At 67.6% G+C, this 23,043-nt stretch carries 21 protein-coding genes and 1 tRNA gene; 15 read left to right on the forward strand and 7 right to left on the reverse strand.

Annotation, left to right across the window (positions count from 1 at the left end; translation table 11 throughout):
- Positions 1-55: 55 nt before the first annotated feature.
- Complete coding sequence (locus EP7_RS23570) at positions 56-493, reverse strand: cytochrome c (protein WP_463524630.1); 438 nt, start codon at positions 491-493, stop codon at positions 56-58.
- A 318-nt stretch (positions 494-811) separates the two neighbouring features.
- Here EP7_RS23570 and purM point away from each other — a divergent pair, with 318 nt between their 5' ends.
- Positions 812-1,876: a phosphoribosylformylglycinamidine cyclo-ligase gene (gene purM / locus EP7_RS23575; protein ID WP_463524632.1), complete on the forward strand. Its 1,065-nt coding sequence runs from the start codon at positions 812-814 to the stop codon at positions 1,874-1,876.
- A gap of 30 nt (positions 1,877-1,906) precedes the next feature.
- Here purM and EP7_RS23580 read toward each other — a convergent pair whose 3' ends face one another.
- Positions 1,907-4,207 carry a protein-disulfide reductase DsbD family protein gene (locus EP7_RS23580; protein ID WP_463524633.1) on the reverse strand — a complete coding sequence of 767 codons (2,301 nt, stop codon included), beginning with the start codon at positions 4,205-4,207 and terminating at the stop codon, positions 1,907-1,909.
- A gap of 223 nt (positions 4,208-4,430) precedes the next feature.
- Positions 4,431-5,030 (reverse strand): hypothetical protein, encoded by a 600-nt coding sequence (locus tag EP7_RS23585; protein WP_463524634.1) that lies wholly within the window; start codon positions 5,028-5,030, stop codon positions 4,431-4,433.
- Positions 5,031-5,308: 278 nt separating this feature from the next.
- On the opposite strand from EP7_RS23585, the gene EP7_RS23590 reads away from it, so the two are divergent.
- The gene (locus EP7_RS23590) at positions 5,309-5,926 is read left to right on the forward strand and encodes a protein tyrosine phosphatase family protein (RefSeq protein WP_463524636.1); all 618 of its coding nucleotides are present in this window, start codon (positions 5,309-5,311) and stop codon (positions 5,924-5,926) included.
- Positions 5,916-7,556 (forward strand): hypothetical protein, encoded by a 1,641-nt coding sequence (locus EP7_RS23595; protein ID WP_463524637.1) that lies wholly within the window; start codon positions 5,916-5,918, stop codon positions 7,554-7,556. Before EP7_RS23590 ends, EP7_RS23595 begins: the two co-directional genes overlap by 11 nt.
- Positions 7,557-7,578: 22 nt before the next feature.
- Here the strand turns inward: EP7_RS23595 and EP7_RS23600 are convergent, their stop codons facing one another.
- Positions 7,579-7,935: a phosphoribosyl-ATP diphosphatase gene (locus tag EP7_RS23600; RefSeq protein WP_463524638.1), complete on the reverse strand. Its 357-nt coding sequence runs from the start codon at positions 7,933-7,935 to the stop codon at positions 7,579-7,581.
- Positions 7,936-8,475: 540 nt separating this feature from the next.
- On the opposite strand from EP7_RS23600, the gene EP7_RS23605 reads away from it, so the two are divergent.
- The 3 genes from EP7_RS23605 to EP7_RS23615 all read left to right on the forward strand — a co-directional run bounded on the left by EP7_RS23605 (position 8,476) and on the right by EP7_RS23615 (position 12,281).
- On the forward strand, positions 8,476-9,447 hold the full coding sequence (locus EP7_RS23605) for a DUF937 domain-containing protein (RefSeq protein WP_463524639.1): 972 nt from the start codon (positions 8,476-8,478) through the stop codon (positions 9,445-9,447).
- 231 nt (positions 9,448-9,678) lie between these two features.
- Positions 9,679-10,650: an aldo/keto reductase gene (locus tag EP7_RS23610; RefSeq protein ID WP_463524640.1), complete on the forward strand. Its 972-nt coding sequence runs from the start codon at positions 9,679-9,681 to the stop codon at positions 10,648-10,650.
- 65 nt (positions 10,651-10,715) lie between these two features.
- The gene (locus EP7_RS23615) at positions 10,716-12,281 is read left to right on the forward strand and encodes a M28 family peptidase (RefSeq protein WP_463524642.1); all 1,566 of its coding nucleotides are present in this window, start codon (positions 10,716-10,718) and stop codon (positions 12,279-12,281) included.
- Positions 12,282-12,431: 150 nt separating this feature from the next.
- Here the strand turns inward: EP7_RS23615 and EP7_RS23620 are convergent, their stop codons facing one another.
- Positions 12,432-13,418 (reverse strand): TPM domain-containing protein, encoded by a 987-nt coding sequence (locus EP7_RS23620; RefSeq protein ID WP_463524643.1) that lies wholly within the window; start codon positions 13,416-13,418, stop codon positions 12,432-12,434.
- Between the two features lie 140 nt (positions 13,419-13,558).
- The gene (locus EP7_RS23625) at positions 13,559-13,852 is read right to left on the reverse strand and encodes a hypothetical protein (RefSeq protein ID WP_463524644.1); all 294 of its coding nucleotides are present in this window, start codon (positions 13,850-13,852) and stop codon (positions 13,559-13,561) included.
- Between the two features lie 114 nt (positions 13,853-13,966).
- On the opposite strand from EP7_RS23625, the gene EP7_RS23630 reads away from it, so the two are divergent.
- The 7 genes from EP7_RS23630 to leuD all read left to right on the forward strand — a co-directional run bounded on the left by EP7_RS23630 (position 13,967) and on the right by leuD (position 22,070).
- Positions 13,967-15,541, forward strand: coding sequence for a hypothetical protein (locus EP7_RS23630; RefSeq protein ID WP_463524645.1), 1,575 nt, complete (start codon positions 13,967-13,969; stop codon positions 15,539-15,541).
- A 238-nt stretch (positions 15,542-15,779) separates the two neighbouring features.
- Positions 15,780-16,529: a DUF4149 domain-containing protein gene (locus EP7_RS23635; RefSeq protein ID WP_463524647.1), complete on the forward strand. Its 750-nt coding sequence runs from the start codon at positions 15,780-15,782 to the stop codon at positions 16,527-16,529.
- 110 nt (positions 16,530-16,639) lie between these two features.
- Entirely contained in the window at positions 16,640-17,719 is a 1,080-nt protein-coding gene (locus EP7_RS23640) for a DHH family phosphoesterase (RefSeq protein WP_463524648.1), read from the forward strand.
- A gap of 295 nt (positions 17,720-18,014) precedes the next feature.
- On the forward strand, positions 18,015-18,740 hold the full coding sequence (lipB, locus tag EP7_RS23645) for a lipoyl(octanoyl) transferase LipB (protein ID WP_463524649.1): 726 nt from the start codon (positions 18,015-18,017) through the stop codon (positions 18,738-18,740).
- Positions 18,741-18,810: 70 nt separating this feature from the next.
- Positions 18,811-19,728: a lipoyl synthase gene (gene lipA, locus EP7_RS23650; protein WP_463528458.1), complete on the forward strand. Its 918-nt coding sequence runs from the start codon at positions 18,811-18,813 to the stop codon at positions 19,726-19,728.
- Positions 19,729-19,851: 123 nt separating this feature from the next.
- The gene (gene leuC / locus EP7_RS23655) at positions 19,852-21,291 is read left to right on the forward strand and encodes a 3-isopropylmalate dehydratase large subunit (protein ID WP_463524650.1); all 1,440 of its coding nucleotides are present in this window, start codon (positions 19,852-19,854) and stop codon (positions 21,289-21,291) included.
- Positions 21,292-21,401: 110 nt separating this feature from the next.
- Positions 21,402-22,070: a 3-isopropylmalate dehydratase small subunit gene (gene leuD, locus EP7_RS23660; protein WP_463524651.1), complete on the forward strand. Its 669-nt coding sequence runs from the start codon at positions 21,402-21,404 to the stop codon at positions 22,068-22,070.
- A gap of 19 nt (positions 22,071-22,089) precedes the next feature.
- On the opposite strand, the gene EP7_RS23665 is transcribed toward leuD, so the two are convergent.
- A tRNA-Gln gene (locus tag EP7_RS23665) sits at positions 22,090-22,160 on the reverse strand.
- An 80-nt stretch (positions 22,161-22,240) separates the two neighbouring features.
- Between EP7_RS23665 and EP7_RS23670 the strand changes: the two genes are divergently transcribed.
- Together EP7_RS23670 and EP7_RS23675 are read left to right on the forward strand one after the other, a co-directional pair.
- Complete coding sequence (locus tag EP7_RS23670; protein WP_463524652.1) at positions 22,241-22,522, forward strand: MoaD/ThiS family protein; 282 nt, start codon at positions 22,241-22,243, stop codon at positions 22,520-22,522.
- Positions 22,519-22,962 carry a molybdenum cofactor biosynthesis protein MoaE gene (locus EP7_RS23675; RefSeq protein ID WP_463524653.1) on the forward strand — a complete coding sequence of 148 codons (444 nt, stop codon included), beginning with the start codon at positions 22,519-22,521 and terminating at the stop codon, positions 22,960-22,962. Before EP7_RS23670 ends, EP7_RS23675 begins: the two co-directional genes overlap by 4 nt.
- Positions 22,963-23,043 lie beyond the last annotated feature (81 nt).

The following is a 23,043-nucleotide window of genomic DNA, read 5'->3' on the forward strand; positions in this document are numbered from 1 at the left end:
GCCGCCAGCAGGGCCTTGTGTGGACCGGCGAGTCTCGGGCGTGTTGCCTCGAAGCTCACTCGTCGACGCGGAAGACCTTATGGCACTCGCTGCAGCTCTTCTTGACGGCGGTGTGGGCTTCCTTGGCCTGAGCCTGGCCTTCCTTCTCGGAGACCTCGGCCAGCTTGTCGGAGACCTTGACGAAGTCGTCCATCAGGGCGACCCACTTCTCCTGGGTGGCGCCGGGCTCCTTGGACTTGGCCACCGACGTCTTGTCGTCGCGGAACTCCTTGCCGAGCTTGGAGAGTTCCTTGGCGGCCTTGACGACGTCGGCCTGGGCCTTCTTGAAGTTGACCGGGGAGCGGACCCCCTTGCTAATCTCGTTGTTCTTCTTGTTGACGGTTTCCATCATCTTATGGAGGGGCGAGGCGTCGTCGTCGGCCCACGCGAGTCCGACCGTCAGGGCCGCCATCGGGGCCATCATCGCGGCGAGAACGGACCACTTTCGCAGCATTGGGAGCAGGCTCCTGTTCGGAGGGGAGGGTGTCGGACGATCCGACGCGGCGGTGGGGGGCCGGTCTGGTGGGTCCAGCCGACCCTCCGGCCATTTTCGGGGATGCTTCCAGCCTAAACCGAAACCCCCCGGCCGATCAAGTCGCCGTCCGCGTCATCACCAGTACGGGGAAACGGGCGTCGAAGATCAGTGGAGCCGGCGAAGAAGAGGTTGGGATCGGCGTGTCGGCGGGGTACACTCACGGGTCGAAGATCGACGAGAGGGCGGCCTCGACCGGATCGCCGCAACGCCAAGGCCTGTCCCCGCGGATCCCCGTCCATGACCCAGCCGATCGATTATAAGGCGGCCGGCGTCGACCTCGACGCCTACGAGCAGACGATGGCCGCCCTGCCCCCCCTGATGCGCCGGACCTATGGCCCGCGCGTCATGGAGTGGAAGGACGGCTTCGCCGGCCTCTTCCGCCTGGACGATAATATCCGCCTGCTGAGCCGGACCTATCGAGACCCCGTGCTCGTGGCGTCGACCGATGGCGTGGGCACCAAGCTCAAGCTGGCGTTTGCCACCGGCCGGCACGAGACGGTGGGCATCGACCTGGTCGCCATGTCGGTGAACGACTGCCTCTGCGCCGGGGCTGAGCCCCTGCTCTTCCTCGACTACGTGGCGATGAGCAAGGACGACCCCAAGCTGACGACTGCGATCGTCAAGGGGATCAGCGACGGCTGCATCGAGGCCGAATGTGCCCTGCTGGGGGGCGAGACGGCCATCCTGCCCGACTTCTACAAGCCCGGCGAATATGACCTGGCCGGCTTCTGCCTCGGCGTCGTCGAGCGCAAGCAGGTGCTCGACGGCCGCGACGTGCGGCCCGGCGACAAAGTCATCGGCCTGGCCTCCAGCGGCCTGCATTCCAACGGATACAGCCTGGCGAGGAAGATCGCCATGGACCACGCCGGCCTGGGCCCCGACTCGTTCGTGCCCGAGTTAGGCAAGACGGTGGCCGACGAGTTCCTCACCCCGACGCGCATCTACACCCGCGCCCTGAAGACCATCAGCCGGCACTACCGGGTCAAGCGCATCGTCCACGGGATCGCGCATATCACCGGCGGCGGCCTGATCGAGAACCCCCCGCGCATCTTGCCCGAGGGGATGTCCCTGAAGCTGACCCGCACCTGGGACGTTCCGCCGGTCTTCCCCTGGCTTCAGACGCTGGGGAACGTACCTGACGAGGAGATGTTCCGGGTCTTCAACATGGGCATCGGCCTGACCCTGATCGTGGCCGAGTATTACGCCGAAGCCATCGCCAGGCACCTCCGCGAAGAGGCGAAGGTGCCCGCCTGGGTCATCGGCGACGTGGTCGAAGGGGACCGGACGGTCGCCTGGGCCTGAGCACGACGCCAAGCGGCATGGCGCCGGGGATTATTCCCCGGCGCTGGCCACGGCCGTGCCTCCGGTTGCCTTTTCGAGCGAGCCCTTCAGGAAGCTGACGAACTCGGCCGGGGAGACATATCCGCCGAGGACCGAGACGGCCTTGCCGTCGGGGCGTATGACGACGTATTGCGGGTTATCCGCCTTGTCGGTCATGTCGATCTCGCGGTCGAGGTTCTGCCTGCCCAACTTGTCGCGGTCCTCTGCGCTGATCGACTTGATTGGCACGAAGTCGGTGTAGAGCTGGACCGGGACGAATTTGCCAAGCAACTCGATGACCTCCGGCTTGACGAAGACCTCCTGCTCCATCTGGCGGCAGTTGGCACAATTGACCCCGGTGAAGTCGATGAGGACCGGCTTGCCGCTGACCTTGGCCTGCTCCAGTGCGGCCTCGTAGCTCATGCCCCATGACACGCCGTGGAAGACCTTCTCCTGGGTGACGGCCACCTCGGGATCGGTGCTGGTGGCTGTGGCCGTGACCGCTTCCCCCGCAGGGCCGCCGGCGGCCAGGATCGGTCGGGCCCCCAGCTCTCCGGCATCGGCGGGTAGCAGGCCGACCAGCATGTACCAGAGCCGTCCCTTGGGCGGGTTGCCGAAGAGGGCCGGGCTGAAGTAGAGCGAGAGCGACAGGAAGACGACGCCCAGCACGATCCGACCGGGGCCAACCCCTTCGTCGCCGTAGTCATGGTCGGTCTTGAACAGGCCCAGCAGGTAGAGGCCGCAGACGGCCGACAGGACGATCCAGGCGGTCAGCACGACCGCCGCGTTGAAGAAGGCATCGGCCGGAACGACCGAGGCGACCTCCGCGGCATTCAGGAACTTTAGGGCTGCGCCGATCTCGACCAGGCCGCCGACGACCTTCACCGAGTTCATCCAGTTGCCGCTCTTGGGAACCTTCGAGAGCAGCCCGGGCGCCAGTGCCAGAATGAAGAACGGCAAAGCGATGACCGAGGCGAACGTTGCCAGGCCGATCACCGGGTAGAGCAGGCTACCTCGCGAGGCCATCACCAGCAGGCCGCCGACGACCGGGAACGTGCAGGTGAACGATGTGATCGTCAGCGTCAAGGCCATGAACATGACGCCGATCAGGCCACCCTTTCCTTCCCCTTTCGAGGTGGCGTTCACCAGGAAGTTGGGCAGACGAATCTCGAAGAGTCCCAGCAGGCTCAGTCCGAAGACGATGAACAGCGTCGCCACGCCCAGGTTCAGCCAGCGGTTATTCGCCAGGGCCGACAGCGACGAGGCCCCGAACGCGAACGCGAACAAGACCCCAACCAGTGTGAAGACGCCGATGATCGAGAAGCAGTAGGCGAATGCCAGGCCCACGGCGCTTTTGTGGTTCCGCTGGCTCTGCTTGACGAAGAAGTTGACGGTGATCGGGATCATCGGCCAGACGCAAGGCATGGCCAGCGCGAACAGCCCGCCCGCGGCGGCGAACAGCAGGAACGGCCCGAGGCCGCGCTCCAACTCGCGGTCGATGTCGGTCTGAAGTCGCGCGGGCTCGGCCTCGACCGTGGCGACTGCGGGCGTCTCAGCTTTAGGGGCCGAAGCCTCGGCGGATGCAATAACGGGCGATGCGGACGCGACAACGGCCGCGCTCTCGGCCTTCGGAGCGACTGCGGACGCGGCGGGCTGGGCCGGGGCGGGCGGCTCGAAGGCGAGGTGATTGTCGATAAAGCCGGCCGGGGCGACTCTCGGGACAGTCCCGGCGGCGAGGCCGCCAGGTTCGACCGTCAGGCCGGCGGGCTCCAGGGTCCACTGGCCGGGCCTGCTGCAGAACTTATCGGAGCAGACCTGGTAGTAGATCTGGCTGACGATGCTCTTCTTGCCGGGTTCGGTGCCGGCAGGGACCTTCAGCTTGACCGACCAGACGACCTCGCCCTCGTGGTACTCGACGAATGGCAGGCTGGGGAAGACGGCGAGCTTGTGCTTCTCGGGAGGCGATGACGGGTTCCAATCGCCGTCGACCTCAAGGCCGGCGGTGTCGAACAGGTCGAACTCAGTGTAGACCGGGCCATTGCCGGGCTGCTTCTTGGCCTGCCGGAAGATGTGAAAGCCGTTATTGATCGTAGCGGAGACCTTGTAAGTCACCGTGTCGCCCGCCCTGGCCGTGGCGGGCTCGATGGAGGTCTTGAAGGAGACCTCCTTCGATCTTGCCCGCGCTGGGCTGTCTTTCTTGACCGGCTTGGCCGCGGCCGGCTCCCCTTGGGCGGCCGAGACGACCAGGGTCGAGGCCAGGCACAGGGCGAGGCCGGCGGCGGCCGCCATGGTCCGGAGGGGGCGTGCGTGCATGGCATTCATCCCGATTGACACGTTCCGCGGGCCGACGGCGACGGAATTCGCGGCCGACCGATTGCAATGCATCGTATCCCGCCGACCGGAGCAGCGGCAAGCCGGCTCACTCCGGGGACACCTCCGCATGCGTTTCGGGCCGGAACCTCGGCGGATACGGCGGGTGCCGTGCGCTCGGCGTCCTGTGCGGGCGGTACGAACGGGAGATCGTTGTCGAAAAGGCCTACCGGCGCGGCCGTGCCGATGAAGCCGCCGCATCGACGGTCAGGTCGGCGGCCTCCAGGGTCCAGCGGCCGGGGATGCTGCAGGTCTTGTCGGAGCAGACCTGATAGTAGATCTGGCTGCGGATGCTCTTCTTCCCCGGCTCGGTGCCGGCGGGGACCTTCAGCTTGACCGACCAGACGACCTCGGACTCGTGATATTCGACGAACGGGAGGCTGGCGAAGACGGCAAGCTTGTGCTTCTCGGGCGGGACCGATGAACTCCAGTCGCCTTCGACCTCCAGGCCGGCCGGGTCGAACAGGTCGAACTCGGTGTAGACCGGGCCATTGCCGGGCTGCTTCTTGGCCTGCCGGAAGATGTGAAAGCCGTTATTGATCGTAGCGGAGACCTTGTAAGTCACCGTGTCGCCCGCCCTGGCCGTGGCGGGCTCGATGGAGGTCTTGAAGGAGACCTCCTTCGATCTTGCCCGCGCTGGGCTGTCTTTCTTGACCGGCTTGGCCGCGGCCGGCTCCCCTTGGGCGGCCGAGACGACCAGGGTCGAGGCCAGGCACAGGGCGAGGCCGGCGGCGGCCGCCATGGTCCGGAGGGGGCGTGCGTGCATGGCATTCATCCCGATTGACACGTTCCGCGGGCCGACGGCGACGGAATTCGCGGCCGACCGATTGCAATGCATCGTATCCCGCCGACCGGAGCAGCGGCAAGCCGGCTCACTCCGGGGACACCTCCGCATGCGTTTCGGGTTGACCGACCTGGGGTTCTCTCCTACCATCCGCCGCCATTGCGGCCGGCACCGTTGGACGGGCCGGAGGCCGCGCGCCCGGGTCTCGATGGCGAGGCATGGACGCGCCGGGGCCATTCTCCAAGGGCGGAGCCCATTTGATGTTGAGGATGCGCATCGCCGCCGTCGTCGCCCTGAGCCTGGCCCTCGCGGCGGGGGTCGGTTGGCTCACGGCCGAGGAGCAGCGGAACCGCCTGGTCTGGGACCACTGGGACGAGGTCGTCCCGGGGACGCTCTACCGCAGCGGTCAGCTCCGCACCGAGCAGCTCGCCGAGGCGATCCGCCGCCACGGCCTGAAGACCATCGTCAGCTTCCAGACTCATGGGAGCGACGTTGCCAGCGAGCGTGAGCTGGCCCGGAAGATGGGCGTCGACTTCCTCAACCTCCCCATGCCGGGCGACGGATTCGGCAAGGAAGAGCAGTTCCGCGAGGTCCTGAAGGCGGTCGACGACCCCGCGCGTCGGCCGGTCCTGGTGCATTGCGCCCGGGGAACCTGCCGGACCGGAGCGTCGGTGGCCCTCTACCGATTCGAGCGCAATGGCTGGACGATCGACGACGTCTCGGCCGAGATGGAGCGGCAGACGTACCGCGAGGGCTGGCTGCCCGGCTACGTTTACAACATGGTCGACGACCACCCCGGGCGCGACCTGTTCGAGCCCCGCGTCCGGCTCGACAAGAATCTGCCCACCAGCGTGCCGGAGGCGACCGATGTCCACTGATGCCGCCCCCCTCGTCAAGCGGGCGCCCTCGACGCTTCGTGCCGATCACCCGGAGACGGCCTGGCTCCCCACGGGCCCGCTTGCCCAGGCAACCGCCGTGGCGGCGCTTGCTGCCGTGTTCGTGCTGGCGGGGCCGCAGTTCCAGCTCGGCCGCGAAGAAGCCCGGCTGGGCATTGCCGCCGCCGAGCGGCTGGGGCCGATGGGCCAGGTCTTCGGCGGCTGGGATCCCGGGGTCTGGCCCCTTCCGGTCATCCTGGGCAAGCTCTGGGCCGCCCTCTGGCAAGGCCCGGTCGACACATGGGCCGTTCGAGGCCCGGCGGCGCTGGCCGCCCTGGCAATCGGGGTCATGGCCTCTCGCCGGGTCAGCCTCGCCCTGTCCCCCCGCGCGGGGTTGCTGGTCGGCCTCGCCTGGTTTTCCTGCCTCGGGGCGATGGATCGGTCGACGGCCTTCGGGCTGGACATGATCGTGGGCCTGGGGACGGTTCTCGCCCTGGACCGGATCATCGGCCGCCGCTGCGACGCCGTCGCCGGCGCCTGGGCGGGGCTGGCATTCCTGGCCGGCGGCTGGCCCCCGCTCGCGGTTGTCCTCATGGCCACAATCGTCATCGGCCGGCCCGAAGCCTGGGTCGGTGTCGGATTCTTGCTGCCGGTCGCGGCCACGATCGCTGGCTGGTCGGCCTGGGCGATCGCGGCGGCACCGACCGGAGCCTGGGTCTCGGCCCTGACACTGCCACTGACCAAGGGAAGCGCCTGGTGGATGGCGCCGGGCCTGCTTCTGGCCGCCCTTCCCTGGTCGCCGTTCGCGCTGCTGGCCCTGCGCCCGTCGATCCGCCAGGGGTGGTCCGAGCCCGGTCGGAAGGTTGTCGTCGGTTGGATGCAGACCGCCGCGGCGGCACTGGTCGCCGGCACCCTGGTCCCCGGCCTGGCCTCCTCGGCCCGCATCCCGGCGCTGGTCGGACTGGCCATCGCCGCCGGCGCCTGCTGGGATCGGATCGCCTTCGGCGGCGACTCCATTGGCCGCCGCATGCGGCGTCTGTCGCTGATCATCGCGTTGGCCCTGGCCTGGACCTGGGCCCTGATCGCGATGATGGGCGGCACGTACCTCGGCCTGGCGGTCTCGTACTACCGGGGGCTGGCAATCGTGGTCGCCTGCGTCAGCGCGGGGGCCTTCGTCTCGGTCCTGATGGGTTTCTGGAAGAACGCCCCCCTGCGCAGCCTGGCCGGCATGATGCTCATGGCCCTGGCGATGAAGCTCTCCTACGCCGGCTTCGTCATTCCCGAGTGGAATTACCGCGCCGGCCAGGGCCCATGGGGCCGGGCAATCGACCAGTGGGTGCCCGCTCGGAGCCCGATCTACGTGACTCACGGCTGGGGCGCCGACCTGGCCTTCGCCACCGGCCACCCCTTCCGGCAGCTCGCCGACGCCAGCCTGCTGGCCCGTCAGCCGGGGGCCCGCCCGCTGTTCACCCTGCTGCACCCCGAAGAGTTCAAGCACTGGCCCAAGGATGCCCCGCCCCTGATGGAGGTCCACACCTTCATGGATGAGCTTGGCTACCCCAGGGTGCTCGCCCGGACGACCGAGCCGTACTCGTGGCGCGCGATGGCCGAGGCCGCCCGCCGGGGCGAGTGAGCGAGCGATTGCTCCAACCCGTTCAGGTCGAGGGCCGATTCGCGGCCCTCGACTCCTTCTCGTCGATGCCGCTGATCCCGAAGCGGCGGCCAAGCTCTCGCTCGACGTCGCCCCAGGTGGCGTCCCGATGGGAGAGCATGACGGCGGCGTGGAAGACGAGGTCGGCGACCTCGCGGACGAGGTGCGCCCGGCCCTCGTCGCCAGGCTCGCCGGCGGCCTCAACCACCTCGGCGGCCTCTTCGACGATCTTGTCACCGATCTTGGGGACGCCCCCCTCAAGCAGCTTGGCAACGTAAGAACGCTCGCCGGCTGGGCGGCTCTTGCGTTCCTCGATGACGGCCATCAAGGCGTGGAGGATAGGCGGCGACGGCTCGGCCATGGCGGGCGGTGCTCTCGGGTCCGGGGATGATTGGCGAAGGAACGGACCCTGACAGATTGACCCGCCCGGCGCCGCCCTGGCAAGACGATCCTGCGCAAGTCGTGGGAAGAAGGCAGTCACTCGGCCAGGTCACGACGCTTGGGCCGACCCGTGGCGGATGCCCGGCTTCCCGCCGGAATCCCGTCCGGAGTGGCGACTCGCAATGCGGCAAGCTCACCGCAAGGGCCGTCGCGGGCCGACCGAATCCCCGCCCTGGAACCGAGGCGAATGCCCCGCGATCCGTCCCCGCGGTGAGCGAAAGGCGGAGAAGGCCGATTGCCCGAACATCACCGCCCGATGGAATCCCAAATTCATTTGCAGCCCAAACTCAAAATCTTCGCGTCGGATCGACCGTCCGCAATCGCTTGCAACCCCATTTCATGATGTCAAGTTGTTGATTTCTTGACATGCGTTAGGGATCTTGAAATCTTAGACCTTTGTCGAATACGAATGGATGCGCATTCTCAACCTCTTCAGCACCTCCACCAGGATCGACACCTCATGAATCTCGTCAACCTGATCAGAGATCAACTGACCGGCGGGGTTGCCGACCAACTCGGCTCGATCATCGGGGAAGACGCGACGAAGACGCGGGCGGCCCTGGGTGCCGCGGTGCCGGCGATCCTCTCGGGGCTGACAAGTGTCGGCTCGACCCCGGCCGGCGCATCGAAGGTGAAATCGGCCCTCGACCAGTTCAGCTCCCCCTCAACGGGTGACCTGGGCAGTTTGCTGGGCGGCGACACCGGGGTGTTGATACAGAAGGGGATCGGTCTGCTGACGTCGTTGCTCGGCGAGAATTCCCTGGGCACGATCATCGCGGCGATCTCGAAGTTTTCGGGCATCGGCGGCGGCTCGGCCAAGAGCCTGCTGGCCCTGGCACTCCCGCTCATCATGAGCGCGATCTCGGGCAAGGCGAAGGGGCTCGACGCCAATGGCCTGATGGGCCTGCTGTCGTCGCAAAAGTCGAACATCGCCGCGGCCATCCCCGCCGGCTTCACGATGCCTGCCCTGCCTTCGGCCCCCCCGCTGAAGATCAGCATGCCTGACACCTCGGCCCCGGGACTGCCGAGTTGGCTTGTCCCGGCCCTGGTTCTCGGCGCACTGGCGCTCCTGGCCTACTTCTTCTGGCCGGCGGCGAGGCCCATCGAGCCGGATGCCCCGTCCGACGTGGCGACGGTGAGCAGCGGCTACACGAAGGTGTTCAACTCGCTGACCGAGATCCTCGGCGGCGTCAAGGACGAGACGACCGCGGTCGTGGCGATCCCCAAGCTCGAAGAACAGAAGCTGACGCTCGATCATCTGAAGCCGATGCTCGACAAGATCCCGGTCGCGGCACGCGGACCGATCAACGCGATCATCAGCAGCGGGAGGACGAAGCTCAAGGAACTGACCGACCCCTTGCTCGCCCTGCCCATCGTCGGCGAGAAGCTCAAGCCGTTGATCGATCAGATCATGGCCGCGCTGAACGTCTGATCGCGAAGATTCAAGTCAGATTCCCCGCGCACGGCCTCGACCCGTGCGCGGGGACCTGCCGTCGACGAATCGGCCCCATGTCCAAGTCCCGCGGGCGGCGTTCGGCTCGGTTGAATCGTGCCGGGCGTTGCTCTAGGATCTGGGGCACGCCATCCGCGGACGGGTGCTCGACGACGGGCCGCAGCGGGCCCGGGGGTCCGGCCGGTCGGGTGGCCGGGCGCGAGGCTTCAGATGCGGTATCGGACGCTGGGTCGGACGGGCTGGCCGGTCTCGGAAATTGGTTACGGGATGTGGGGGATGGGGGGCTGGACGGGCTCCGACGACGGGGAATCGCTGGCCTCGTTGCGGCTCGCCGTGGCCCGCGGCTGCACCTTCTTCGACACCGCATGGGGCTACGGGGCCGGGCACAGCGAGTCGCTGCTCGGCGCGATCGTCCGCGAGTATCCCCACCGGGATCTGGTCGTCGCGACGAAGCTCCCGCCCAAGAATTTCATCTGGCCGTCGAGGCGTGAGTTCACCCTCGATGATTGCTTCCCGCCCGAACATATCCGCGAATATGCCGAGAAGAGCCTGGCCAATCTCGGCCTGCCGCACATCGACCTGCTCCAGTTCCACGTCTGGGAAGACGCCTGGGCCAAGGACGACCGCTGGCAGCGCGCCATGGACGACCTGAAGCGGCAGGGGATCATCCGGGCCGTCGGCATCAGCGTGAACCGCTGGGAGCCGGAGAATGTGCTGGAGTCGATCAAGACCGGGCACGTCGACGCCGTGCAGGTGATCTACAACATCTTCGACCAGGCCCCCGAAGACGACCTCTTCCCGCTCTGTCGGGAAATGAACGTCGCCGTGCTGGCACGGGTGCCGTTCGACGAGGGAACTCTCACCGGGACCCTGACCAGGGAGACGACCTGGCCCGAAGGGGATTGGCGGAACACCTATTTCGTCCCCGAGAATCTCAACGCAAGTGTCGACCACGCCGAGGCCCTCAGGCCGCTCATCCCGCCGGGGATGACGATGCCCGAGCTGGCCCTGCGCTGGATCCTGGCCAACCCGGCGGTCTCGACGATCATCCCGGGGATGCGCAAGCCCAGGCATGTCGAGGCGAACACGGCGGTTAGCGACGGCCTCCCGCTCGACCCCGACCTGGTCGAGCGTCTCAAGGCGCATCGGTGGGATCGTTCACCGACGGCCTGGTCTCAATGAACGATCGATCGCTCGCGGCATGAGACGACCTGTGTCCCCCTCGACGACTGACGGAGCCCGCCCCCATGCGCCTGCTGTTTCCAATCGGACTGGCCGCCCTGCTGGGGTTCTCGGCCGCGGCGCCCGCGACGGCCGACGAGCCGCCGGGCCTGGAGGCGGCCCTGGCGCACATCGGCGAGGACTCGCTGAAGGGGCACGTCTCATTCCTGGCGTCGGATCTCCTGGAAGGGCGAGATACCCCCTCGCGGGGGCTCGACCTGGCGGCCCTGTACATCGCCTCGCAATTTCGCGCGGCCGGGTTGCAACCGCTGGGCGACGACGGCTATTTCCAGACCGCGAAATGGGTCCTGTCGAAGTCGGACCCCGACGCATTCAGGCTGCAAATTGACCTGGCCGGCAAGGCGTTCACCATCCCCGTGGAGGGGGTCAGCCTGAACGCACCGTCGACTGGGCCGGGAATCCAGCTGGACGGAGTTGGCTTATTCAAGGTGGATGCCACTGACGCAGAAACGCTGTCGAAGGTGACGGAGGAGCAGGTCGGGGGCAAGGTCGTCGTCACCAAGCTTGCCGATCCTCGATCGATCCCGCAGGCGAATCGAGGCGCCGCGTTCCGGGCGCAGCGGGCATTCATCGAGCGGTTGGGGGAGTTGAAGGCCGTCGCGGTGCTGAGCCTGGACTCAGCCTCGCCGATCGGCAGCGGAGTCGGCCCCGGCCGGCTGATCGACCCCGAGGCGACCAGGCAGGCGCCGATCCAGCTCGCCGTGAACCGGCCGACGATGATCGCCCTGCACGAGCCGGCTGCCGTCGCCGCGCTCGAGGCCCTTCCCGTCGGCCCGATCGACGCCAGGCTCTCGCTGAGCGTGGCCCCCTCGACGGATCGGCCGGCGATCGTGCGGAACGTCATCGGCATGCTCAAGGGGTCCGACCCCGAGTTGGCCAGCACGTATGTCATGGTGACGGCGCATTATGACCACCTCGGGACCGGGACAGCGGTCGACGGCGACCGGATCTTCAACGGGGCGAATGACGACGCCAGCGGCACGGCTTCGGTGGTGGAGATCGCCGGGGCCCTGGCCACGTTGAAGGAACGGCCGAAGCGGAGCATCGTCTTCATGACGTTCTTCGGCGAGGAGAAAGGGCTGCTCGGCTCGCGCTATTACGCCAAACATCCGGCAGTGCCGCTGGCCGGGACGGTGGCCGACATCAATCTGGAGCACGTCGGCCGGACCGACGACCTGGAAGGCCCGACCGAGGGCAAGGCATCGATGACCGGATTTGACTTCTCGGACCTGGGCACGATCTTCCAGGCGGCGGGCAAGGCCGAGCAGATCGAGGTCACCAAGCATCCGAAGAACAGCGACCTGTTCTTCTCCAGGAGCGACAACCAGGCCCTGGCCGACCTGGGCATCCCCGCGCACTCGCTCTGCACGGCCTTCCTCTTTCCCGACTACCACGCCCTGGGCGACCACTGGGAGAAGCTGAATTACCCCAATATGGTGAAGGTCGACCGCCTGGTGGCGCGTGCCCTGGTGAGCATCGCCGACAACCCCGAAGCTCCGCGGTGGAACGCCGAGAACCCCAAGGCAAAGGCCTATCTGGACGCCTGGCAGACGCTTCACCCGTCGAAGTGAGGCAAGAAGGCCAGCCCGCATCCCGGAAGGGCATCCGGATCTCTTGGTTCGAAATATGAAAGCCCGCGGGGTCGGTTGGCACTTGCCTTCCAACCCCGCGGGCCACGTCATTTCCGGATGAGCAATCGGTGAATCGAGCGGGCGAGGCCGTTACCAGCTTCCGCCGCCGTCGCCACCACCGCCGCCCCAGTCGCCACCACCGCCGCCGCCGCCCCAATCGCCGCCGCCATCACCGCCTCCGCCGCCCCAATCGCCGCCTCCGTCTCCGGAGGTCGACCAGTCAGGGCCGGCTTCCGCGGGGCCTGAGTCGATCGGTGTGGATCCGCCGTAGTCGGCGCCCTGGCTGCGTCGGCCGCTCATCTGGTCGTAGATCCAGTTGCCGGCCATGGCCCCGCCGATGCTGCCCATGATGTTGCCGAACATCCCGCCGCCACCGCCGCCGCCATAACCGCCGCCATAGCCAGGACCCTGAGCCGGGCCGCCCATTCCTCCGGGGCCGGGCCTCATGTAGCCGCCCGCGGATTGACCGCCGCCGAAGAGCGACTTGATCAAGCGGAAGGCCAGGAAGCCGCCGACGAGGAGCAGGACGATCGGCAGCCATGACGGAAGGCCGCCACCTTGCCTCGGCACCGGCGCATTGCGATTTCCGCGGCCGGCCGGGACGGGGGCCGTGGTTCGTGCCGTCGCCTTGGCCTCGGACAGCTCGCGTGCGGCGACCTTCGACCCATCGATCAGGCCGGCATCAAAGTCGCGGGCCTTGAACTGGGCGACGATCGCATCTCGGGTGGCCAGACGGTGCGGTCGGGTGACCGCCTTGCTGTACTCGCTGGAGGCGCCCACCTCGACCTTGGCCTCCTTTTTGGCGATGAGGATGTAAAAACCCCTGATCCCCTCGGAGCGGGCCCGCTCGGGGAGGACCGTCTCGATGTTCCGGCCGTTGATCGTTTCCACCGTCTCGACGGTGATCGGGATATTGTTGTCGCGCTCGGCTTTCTCGAGGATCTTGTTGGCTTCGCGCAGGGCGTCGGCCCCGAACATATTGGCGCCGTCGCGGATCGTCGCGGCGGATGCCGGGATCGTCGCGGCGAGCGCCAGGGCCAGCGCGGGGTATGCCAGCCGTCGGCTCAACGCGTTCATGGTGTTGGATCCTTCGCGGTTGGAAACTCAAAGGGGACGCGGGCTGCTCCACGCGCCGGAGAGTGATTCGTGCGGCGGCCCCCGAGATTGGCCCCGGGCGAAAGTGCGGCACTATTCATGCCAAACCTTCCGGCCGGCGATCAGGATTCGGCGACGTCGCGCACCAGGGTGACGGCGACAACTTCATCGTGGCGTAGGAGGACCCGGGCACGGTTGCGGCGGACGCCCAGGCGGGCGGAGTCGTAGACGTAGACCTCGCGGGTGGCGGCACTATCGCGGAAGTCGTGCAGGTCGGCGTCGCTCAGCTCCAGGTAGGCCTCGTCATAGCCGATGAGCTTGCCGAGGCAGACATAGGTCGATCGCAGGTCGATGACGACAACCTGCCCGATCAGGTCGTGCAGCCGCCGGTTGGGGTCGCGTTCGTCGCCGGGCATGGGCATGGGCCCCGCTGGTCGGAGGGTGCTGCCGGGCGCCCCACGGGGGCGTCGGGCGCGGTTGTTGTTCTTCGTCTTGACGGATTTTAGGGCCAGGACTATGGTCCCGCCACCATGTCAACCAAATACGCCACCGCCATCGTCGGCCTGGCCGCGCCAGGGGTCCTCGGGTTCTGTGCGACCGTCGTCGCCTGGGGCCAGGAACCCTCCGGAGCGCCCGCCGCGTCTCCGGCGGCACCCGCCGCCGCCCCGTCGTCCGCGGCCGCCCCGACTGAGGCGGTCGTCTTGCTGACCAATGGCCTGGTCCATCGGGGAGTTCTCTCCGAGGATGACTCAGGTTACTCGCTCCGCGTCCGCGGCGGAACGCTCGCGTTCAGGCGTCGCGACGTCGAGCGCCACTTCCCCTCGATGCAGAAGCTTTATGAGTACAAGTCGAGCCTGGTCCCGCATGAGGACCCCGACGAGGTGATGAAGCTGGCGCAGTGGTGCCTCCATCAGGGGCTCGACGCCGAGGCGGGCGAGAATCTCGAGGCCGTGCTCGCCGTGGCCCCCGACCATTCCAAGGCCCTGGCCATGCTGACCAACCTGCGGTCCCAGGCCGCCGTCCGCAGTCGCAAGCAGGGCCAGGGCGCGGCGCCCGCTCCGCTCGACATGGACCTCAAGCGTACCGAGGCGCTGGTCCCCGGCGACGCGCCCGAGCCGATCAACCAGCAACAGATCCGCCGAGGTCTCCAGCGGATGGGCGTCACCGACGTCCCGGTCGTCCTCGACCTGCCGCCCGTGCAGGCCGTGCGCCAGGCCAGCGACTTCAACCAGTACGTGCACAAAGAGATGCAGCGACTCTGCGTCGGCTGCCACAACGAGAAGTACGCCGGGTCATTCCAGATGATCCAGGTGAAGCTGGGCCGAGACTATCGGAACCCGGAAATCAGCCGCCAGAACCTGGACGCGGCGATCTCGCTGGTGAATCCGGACAACCTGTCCCAGAGCCCCCTGCTGTCCAACACCCTGCTGCCGCACGGTCCCAACAAGAAGCCGATTTTGCGCGGGCCGAATGACCCGACCTACCGGCTGCTTTCCAGCTGGGTCATGAACATGCAGCCCCACCGCACGGCCGACCCCCGCCTGGCAAGGGCCGGCGGCGGCTTCGCCGGCCGGGGCGAGGGAGTGACCCCGGCAACGGGCTCCGCCGGCGGCTTCGGGGCCTCTCGGTTCGACGACACCCCCGGCCTGCCCGATCCGGCCGCGCCGCCCCGTTCCGCCGTCGTCGACCCGTACGACGGCAAGGTGCCCGGCGTCCCGCTCCCGCCGCCCAAGGCGAGACTCGTGCCGAAGGACGTCAACTCGATGGTGCCCAACAGCTATAACGGCGCGAACCCGTACGCTCAGGGCCTGGACTTCCCCGGCAATCCCCTGATGGGCGGGGCTCCCGGCACGCCGAACACGCTGCCGGCCTTGCCCGACGCGCCCGCCCCCACACGTCCCAAGGCCAGGACCAATCCCGCTGCGGCCGAGCCCGCAGACATGCCCGACGCAGTGGCCGACGGCGTCCCGCTGCCGCTCGAAGGGATCTCCGACGCCCTGCCCATCACCCCGCCATCCACCAAGCCGAGCATCGGCAAGAAGCCGGCCAAGAAGATCGACCCGGCCCTGTTGGATCGGATCCTCAAGAACCGGATGGCCAAGTAGCGGACCGTCTCGCGATGGCAGAGCCAACGAACGGCGGGGACGACCCTTTAAAAGGGTCGTCCCCGCCGTTCCGTTTGCGCCCGGGTGCTGCCTGTGACACGAACAGGCAGATCGTGTCCGGGTGCTCGCTTGAGGTGTCCGTTCGGTTCGTCATTAATATCTGGGAGTGCCGACAGCCCGCCGGCCCGCGACCGACGACCTCGGATGTCGCGTCGAGGGCCCAGACGAGGAACTGCCCGTGACCGCCCCGGTTTTGCTGAAGCTGTTCGAGAGCCTGTATCTGCTCGCGTTGACGAGTTGGGTCGGGAGCATCTTGTTCCTCTCGTTCGGGGTCGCCCCGATCATCTTCAAGGTGCTCGACGCGCAGTCGGCCTCCAAATTTGTTCGGGCACTGTTCCCTCGATATTACGCCTGGGGGGCGATCTCGGCGGCCATCGCGGTGCCGGCGTACATCGCCGTGCCGCTGAGCTTCCCTGAGATGAGGGGCCCCTTGGTCGCGGTGCAGGCGCTGCTGCTCGTCTTCGGCGCGCTCCTCATGTTGTATTGCGGCAACGCCCTGACTCCGGAAATCAACGAGGCCCGCGACGCCGGGCCCGCCCGGGACGCTCGGTTCAAGGCCCTGCACCGGCGATCGGTCCGGCTCAACGGCCTGGCGATGGTCATCGGGGTCGGGTTGCTCGTCGCCTTCGCCGTCAGGTCTGCCCCGACGACGACGGGGCTGGTCGAGCTGCCTCCGAGCGAACGCACCGAGTATGACGCCGACACACTCCAGTTTATGAACGACGTGGTCGCCGAGATCGGCCAGGGCGAGATGGGCCCGTCCGCCTCCAAGACCGCCGCATTCGCACGATCTCCGCTGAAGGCCGAGGCCAAGCAAGAACTCTGGGAGATGCTGGCGGCGCAGCGGCGGCGCAACGCAGTCGAGATTGGCGAGATGCTCGGCGAGACCAAGGCTCCGGTCTTGCCGGGTCCGGCCGCCCCTAGGTGACCCCTGGCCGGGATCGGCGGTCGGCGCGTACACTGGCTTCTCCCGGTCGACTCCGTGGCGCGGCTCCCGACGGGACCGAGCCCCCGTCGGTGGCATGAGGTAGATGAGCGATGGACGTCGAGGTCGGCCCCAGTGCAGACGTCACCGTCGAGCGGCGTCATCGCTCCGAGCGGTTCCTGTCGACGATCTCGCGGTTCGGCCGCATCGTGCTGGCATCGCACGTCAACCCCGACCCCGATGCCCTTGCCAGCATGCTTGGTATCCGCGCCTTGGTCGAGCAGCGGCAACCCGGCAAGGAGATCATCCTGACCGTCGAGGGGATGATCGCGCGGGCCGAAAACCAGGCGATGGTCGACCTGATCCCGATCGAGATGGTCCCGGTCGAGTCCGTGGAGATCGACCAGGAGACGGCCCTGGTCATGGTCGACACCCAGCCCAGAACCGGCCGGCGCGCCAGCGAGGCCTCCACGCCAACGGCCGTCCTCGACCACCACGACACCGGCGGAGTCCTCGAAGGGGTCGAATTCGTCGACTTGCGCCCCCATCTGGGCGCGACCAGCACGATGGTCACCGGCTACCTGCTGGAGCAGGGTGTGAGCGTCGGGCCCAGGCTGGCCACAGCGCTGCTCTACGGCATCGATAGCGAGATCGAAGGCTTTCCCCGCGAGGCCGGGCCGCTCGACGATGGGGCGCTCGTCTGGCTCTTCCCGCGTGCGGACAAGGACCTCCTCGCCCAGATCCGCCATCCCAAGCTGCCGCAGAGCCACTTCGCGACCTTCCAGCACGGCCTTTCCAACGCCTTCCTGTACCGCGACGTGATCGTGAGCTGGCTTGGCCCGGTCACCCAGCCCGACATCGTGGCCGAGATGGCCGATTTCTTCATCCGCTTCGACCAGGTGAACTGGGCCCTGACCGTGGGCCGGTTCGGCGACATCTTGAAGCTGTCGCTCCGTGTCGACCACCTGGGCGCCCATTCCGGGGACGTCTTGCGCGAGGTCGTCGCGGGCATCGGCACCGCGGGCGGCCATGACAAGCGTGCCGGTGGCGCCGTGCCGCTACCCAAGGCCGACTCGGCGACCGTGGACGTCTACCTGACGCTGATCCGTCGCCGGCTCCTGGAACGCCTGAAGGTCGAGGAGCGCCAGGGTCGCCACCTCGTCGAAGCCTGCCCCACCATCGCGGCCCCTTGACTTCGATCGACCCGTGACGCCCAGGCAAGATCCATGCGTGGCAAGGGCAACGAGGCCTTTGACCCACGCGAACCTCTTGCCTTGCAAGATCTTCCGGCGTGACGCGGTTCAGAGCCCAGGGACGGCAAGTGTCGGATCGAGGCCACGTCGAGCTGGACTCGACTTGCCGGGCGCTGGTGTTCGGGTATACCCTGAATTGTCGCCGCTGCCACTGGCCGCAGCGGCATGATTTGAGGGGGAAATGGCCAATGCCCGAGGCCTCGGGCCGACTCCGAAATCGAGGGTCTGATCCGCGATGCCCACCCCTCCCCTCGAAGTGTACTTGCTCGGCCTGGTCGATTTCGACGACGCCCAACAGCTCCAGCGACGCCTTGCCTATGACCTCGGCGAGGCCGGCGGAGGGGCCCTGATCCTCTGCGAGCACACGCCGACGGTCAGCATCGGCCGCGCGGGCAGCCGCGGGCACCTGAGGGTCGACCCCAAGCAACTGCAAGCGTCGGGCATCGCCGTGCGATGGGTCAACCGCGGCGGTGGCTGCGTCCTCCACCTTCCGGGGCAGATCACCGGCTACTTCGTCTATCCGATGGCCCGCGCCGGCCTCGACGTTGGGTCGTACGTCGGGCATCTGGAGCGGGCGATCGTCGCGACGCTCGCGGAGTTCAATCTGGCAGGCAGCCCCAGGCCCGAGGCGCCCGGGATCTTCCTGGGTCACTCACGGGTGGCTTCGATCGGCGTGGCCGTCAGCCGCTGGATTGCCTATCATGGATTTACGCTGAACGTGGGGGCGTATCTCGAGCCATTCGACGCGATCCTGGACGAGCCGGGGTGGGACGGATACTCCCTGCGGCAGACGTCGATCGAGTCGAGGCGGCAACGCCCGGCGCCCATGGCCCAGGTGCGAGAGTCCCTGATCCGCCAGGTCGAGACGTCCTTCGGCCTGGAGCGGCACCACCTGTACACCCACCATCCCCTGGTCCGCCGCAAGGTGGCATCGCATGTCTATGCCCAGAGCGCGGGTTGACGCCCTCCCCATCCTGCCGATCGTGACCCCGGACGCACCGGCCGCAGCCGGCTGCGGGTCGGGCGGGCCGATCGCGGCGCAAGCCCCGGCCTTGACGGTGATCGACGCCCCGGCCGAGGCCCCTCGCAGGCGGCTCCCTTCGTGGCTGAAGCGGCCGATCCCCGAGTCGGGCGGCACCTACTTCACCAAGGATCTGGTCGGCGAGCTGGGCCTCGAGACGATCTGCGAGAGCGCCAAGTGCCCGAACCGTTCGGAGTGCTGGACCCGCCGCACGGCCACCTTCATGATTCTGGGCGAGACCTGCACCCGCCCCTGCGGCTTCTGCGCCGTGAAGCGAGGCCACCCCGAGGCGGTGGCCATCGACGAGCCCGCCCGCCTGGCCGAGGCCTGCGCCCGGCTTGGCCTCAAGCACGTCGTGATCACCAGCGTGACCCGCGATGACCTGCCCGACGGAGGAGCTGACCACTTCAGGCAGTGCGTCGAGGCCGTCCGCGCCCGCACGGGCGCCACGATCGAGGTCCTCACCCCCGACTTCGATGGCGACGAGCGGGCGATCGAGATCGTCCTCCAGGCTCGCCCAGAGGTCTTCAACCACAACCTGGAGACCGTCCCGAGGCTCCAGCAGTACGTCCGCCGCAAGAGCCAGTACGCCGTCAGCATGAAGGTGCTGGAGCACGCCAAGCGGATCGGCGGGCCCTTTGGCGTGCGGACCAAGAGCGGCCTGATGCTCGGCCTGGGCGAGACGACCGAAGAAGTCCTGGAGACGATGGCCGACCTGCGGGCCATCGACTGCGACTTCCTCACGATCGGCCAGTATCTCCAGCCCTCGCTGAAGCATCTGCCGGTCGACCGCTACCTCCACCCCGACGAGTTCGACGAGCTTGGCCGCCTGGCCCGCGCGATGGGCTTCGCCGAGGTTGCCAGCGGCCCGTTCGTCCGCTCCAGCTATCACGCCGACGAGATGGCCGCCTCAGCCCACACTCATTGATGAGCGGACGCCACGGCGTTGCGTGGGTCCTGGCGTCTTCTCGCCCGGAATCGCTAGAATGAAGGACGAACCGCGAGGCCGGGAGGTCTGTCCCTCCTCCCGGGGTTCGACCAGGATCGTCCGATGTTGCCCTGGACGGAGTTGCGCAGGAGATCGTCCGTGCCCGAGACGCTGTTCCAGAAGGTGTGGAATCGTCACGTCGTCAAGGCCACCGACGAGGCGACGCTGCTTTATATCGATCGGCACCTGATCCACGAAGTGACCAGCCCGCAGGCCTTCGACGGCCTCAGGCTCGCCAATCGCAAGGTGCGCCGGCCCGACCTGACGTTCGCCACGCTCGACCATAATGTGCCGACCGAAGATCAGCTCAATATTCGCGAGCCCAACTCACGCAAGCAGGTCGAGGCGCTGCGGAGTAACGCACGCGAGTTCGGCCTGACCCTGTATGACATGGGCAGCGGCCGGCAGGGGATCGTCCACGTCATCGGCCCCGAGCTGGGCCTGACCCTTCCCGGCACCACGATCGTCTGCGGCGACAGCCACACCAGCACCCATGGCGCCTTCGGCGCGCTGGCCTTCGGCATTGGCACCAGCGAGGTCGAGCACGTCCTGGCCACCCAGACCCTCTGGCAGGGGCGTCGGCCCAAGTCACTGGGCGTCGAGGTGACCGGCAAGCTCCCCGCGAGCCTCGAGCCCAAGGATATCATCCTGGCGATCATCCGGGCGATCGGCACCGGCGGCGCAACCGGGCACGTCATCGAGTATTACGGGCCGGCCATCACGGCGCTGTCGATGGAAGGCCGCCTGACGATCTGCAACATGTCGATCGAGGCGGGTGCCCGCGCGGGCATGATCGCCCCCGACGAGACGACCCTCGACTACATCACCAAGGGCGACCGGCCATTCTCCCCCAAAGGCCGTGATCTCGACATCGCGCTGGCCGACTGGAAGTCCCTGACGACCGACGACCCCGAGGCGTTCGACCGCCATATCACGCTCGACGCCTCGACGCTCGTCCCGCAGGTCACCTGGGGGACTAATCCGGCGATGACCGTCGACGTGACCGGCAATGTTCCCGACCCCTCCGAGGTGCCCTTCTCCAGTCGAGAAGACGCCGAGCGGGCGCTCGCTTACATGGGCCTGAAGGCCGGCACGCCGATCCGCGATATTCCGGTCGACGTCGTCTTCATCGGCTCGTGCACCAACGGCCGGATCGAGGACCTTCGCGTTGCCGCCAACGTCTTCCGCGGCCGCAAGGTCGCCGAGAGCGTGCGGGCCCTGATCGTCCCCGGCAGCGAGCAGGTCCGCAGCCAGGCCGAGGCCGAGGGGCTCGATCGAATCTTCATCGATGCCGGAGCCGAGTGGCGTCAGGCCGGTTGCAGCATGTGCCTGGCGATGAACCCGGACAAGCTCACCGATGGTCAGCGTTCGGCCAGCACCAGCAATCGCAACTTCGAAGGCCGCCAGGGCCCCGGGGGCCGGACCCACCTGGTCAGCCCCGCGATGGCCGCCGCCGCCGCGGTCGCCGGAAAGTTCGTCGACGTCCGCACGCTGCTCAACTGAGTCCATCCAAAACACCGAGTCCAGGCAGCCGGCCGCGCCCCTGCTCCAGTGGCCGGGCCGGGCCGGCCGCCTGCCTTCGCGCCGAAACTCCACACCCGAGATTCCCGCCCATGGAACCGTTCACCCAGCACCGCGGCCGGGTCGCCGTCCTCGACTGGTCCGACGTGAACACCGACCTGATCATCCCGGCCCGCTACCTCAAGCGGATCGAGCGGATTGGCTACGGCCCCCTGCTCTTCGCCGACAAGAAGTACTGCCCCGGCGAGTCTCCGCAGATCGACGACCCGGGCGTGCACGGCGCGCTCGACCCAAGCTTCCCGCTGAACAAGCCAGAGCTTGCAGGCGCCACGGTGCTCGTCGCCGGCCGCAACTTCGGCTGCGGATCGAGCCGCGAGCACGCCGTCTGGGCCGTCGCCCAGGCCGGCTTCCGCGCCGTCATCGCCCCCGGTAAGGACGAAGGCTTCGCCGACATCTTCGAGGGCAACGCCCGCAATAACGGGCTGCTCCCCATCGAGCTGGACGACGCCGAGTGGAAGACCATCGCCGACGCCGGCCAGAAGCCGGGCGGGGCCGAGGTCACCATCGACCTGAACAAGAAGACGGTCACGCTCCACGCCGAAGGCGTCGGGCCGACCGAGTTCGCCTTCGACATCCCCGAGTCGGACCGTCAACGGATCTTGCAGGGCCTCGACTTCATCGCCGAGACCTTGCAGTATGACTCGGCCATCGCGGCCCAGGAACAGGGAATGCCCGCCTGGATCACCCCGAAGACGGGCTGAAATCGTCTGAATGAAGCAGTTACCCGGCCAGGATTCGAACCTGGAAAAGCAGTACCAAAAACTGCTGTGTTACCGTTACACCACCGGGTAATGGAGAACTGACCCTGCCCTCGCATTCTAACGAGGGCAATGCCCGACGAAAAGACGATTCAGGTCGCGGGGAGAGAATGGTGCGAGTGACGTTGCAACTCTTCGCCCTGGCTCGCCAGCGGGCCGGCCGAGATCGGGTCGAGCTGGACCTGCCCGACCCCGCGACCGTGGCCGACCTCAAGGCGGGACTCGCGCGTGCCGTGCCCGAACTCGCAGCCCTGATCGGATCAATGCGGTTCGCCGTCGACGAGGAATACGCCGACGACCTGACGACGGTCCTCGCAGGCTCCTCGCTCGCGGCGATCCCGCCCGTGAGCGGGGGAGCCACGGCGGAAGACTCGGCGACCGAGGTCCCCCGATGATCGAGATTTGCGAAGGCCCCATCGACCATGCCGCGCTGACCGACCGCGTCCGCTCGAACGACGCAGGGGCCGTCTGCACATTCCTTGGGACCGTCCGGGAGATGACCGGCGATCGGCGTACGTCGAGGCTCGACTACGAAGCCTATCCCGCGATGGCCGCCAAGACTCTGCAAGCGCTCGAGGACGAGGCCCGAAGCCGCTGGCCGATTCTCGACGTGGCATTGGTGCATCGCATCGGGCGGATGGAACTGGGCGAGATCAGCGTCGTCGTTGCGGTGAGCTGCCCGCACCGGATTCAGGCCTTCGAAGCCTGCCGCTGGCTGATCGACACGCTCAAGGAGCGGGTGCCGATCTGGAAGAAAGAGACCTGGGCCGACGGATCCGAAGAATGGGTCCATCCGGGTTTGCCCACGCAGACAACCGAGCCCCCCGCCGCTTGATGGGGCAGTTTGGCACGCGTACGATGTTGGAGGATTCTTCAACGACATCGGGGCCCGGCTTCCGAGCCTCCGCTGCCCCCG

Source organism: Isosphaeraceae bacterium EP7, from assembly GCA_038400315.1.
GTDB lineage: Bacteria > Planctomycetota > Planctomycetia > Isosphaerales > Isosphaeraceae > EP7.

What these genes read in the sequence shown, in the direction of transcription:
- EP7_RS23585 (WP_463524634.1), bottom strand. Translation starts at nt 5,030, where the DNA reads ATGCACGCACGCCCCCTCCGGACCATGGCGGCCGCCGCCGGCCTCGCC.
- EP7_RS23605 (WP_463524639.1), top strand. Translation starts at nt 8,476, where the DNA reads ATGAATCTCGTCAACCTGATCAGAGATCAACTGACCGGCGGGGTTGCC.
- purM (WP_463524632.1), top strand. Translation starts at nt 812, where the DNA reads ATGACCCAGCCGATCGATTATAAGGCGGCCGGCGTCGACCTCGACGCC.
- EP7_RS23630 (WP_463524645.1), top strand. Translation starts at nt 13,967, where the DNA reads ATGTCAACCAAATACGCCACCGCCATCGTCGGCCTGGCCGCGCCAGGG.
- leuD (WP_463524651.1), top strand. Translation starts at nt 21,402, where the DNA reads ATGGAACCGTTCACCCAGCACCGCGGCCGGGTCGCCGTCCTCGACTGG.
- EP7_RS23595 (WP_463524637.1), top strand. Translation starts at nt 5,916, where the DNA reads ATGTCCACTGATGCCGCCCCCCTCGTCAAGCGGGCGCCCTCGACGCTT.
- lipB (WP_463524649.1), top strand. Translation starts at nt 18,015, where the DNA reads ATGCCCACCCCTCCCCTCGAAGTGTACTTGCTCGGCCTGGTCGATTTC.
- leuC (WP_463524650.1), top strand. Translation starts at nt 19,852, where the DNA reads ATGTTGCCCTGGACGGAGTTGCGCAGGAGATCGTCCGTGCCCGAGACG.
- EP7_RS23620 (WP_463524643.1), bottom strand. Translation starts at nt 13,418, where the DNA reads ATGAACGCGTTGAGCCGACGGCTGGCATACCCCGCGCTGGCCCTGGCG.
- EP7_RS23675 (WP_463524653.1), top strand. Translation starts at nt 22,519, where the DNA reads ATGATCGAGATTTGCGAAGGCCCCATCGACCATGCCGCGCTGACCGAC.
- EP7_RS23570 (WP_463524630.1), bottom strand. Translation starts at nt 493, where the DNA reads ATGCTGCGAAAGTGGTCCGTTCTCGCCGCGATGATGGCCCCGATGGCG.
- EP7_RS23600 (WP_463524638.1), bottom strand. Translation starts at nt 7,935, where the DNA reads ATGGCCGAGCCGTCGCCGCCTATCCTCCACGCCTTGATGGCCGTCATC.
- EP7_RS23590 (WP_463524636.1), top strand. Translation starts at nt 5,309, where the DNA reads ATGTTGAGGATGCGCATCGCCGCCGTCGTCGCCCTGAGCCTGGCCCTC.
- EP7_RS23580 (WP_463524633.1), bottom strand. Translation starts at nt 4,207, where the DNA reads ATGCACGCACGCCCCCTCCGGACCATGGCGGCCGCCGCCGGCCTCGCC.
- EP7_RS23640 (WP_463524648.1), top strand. Translation starts at nt 16,640, where the DNA reads ATGGACGTCGAGGTCGGCCCCAGTGCAGACGTCACCGTCGAGCGGCGT.
- EP7_RS23615 (WP_463524642.1), top strand. Translation starts at nt 10,716, where the DNA reads ATGCGCCTGCTGTTTCCAATCGGACTGGCCGCCCTGCTGGGGTTCTCG.
- EP7_RS23625 (WP_463524644.1), bottom strand. Translation starts at nt 13,852, where the DNA reads ATGCCCGGCGACGAACGCGACCCCAACCGGCGGCTGCACGACCTGATC.
- EP7_RS23610 (WP_463524640.1), top strand. Translation starts at nt 9,679, where the DNA reads ATGCGGTATCGGACGCTGGGTCGGACGGGCTGGCCGGTCTCGGAAATT.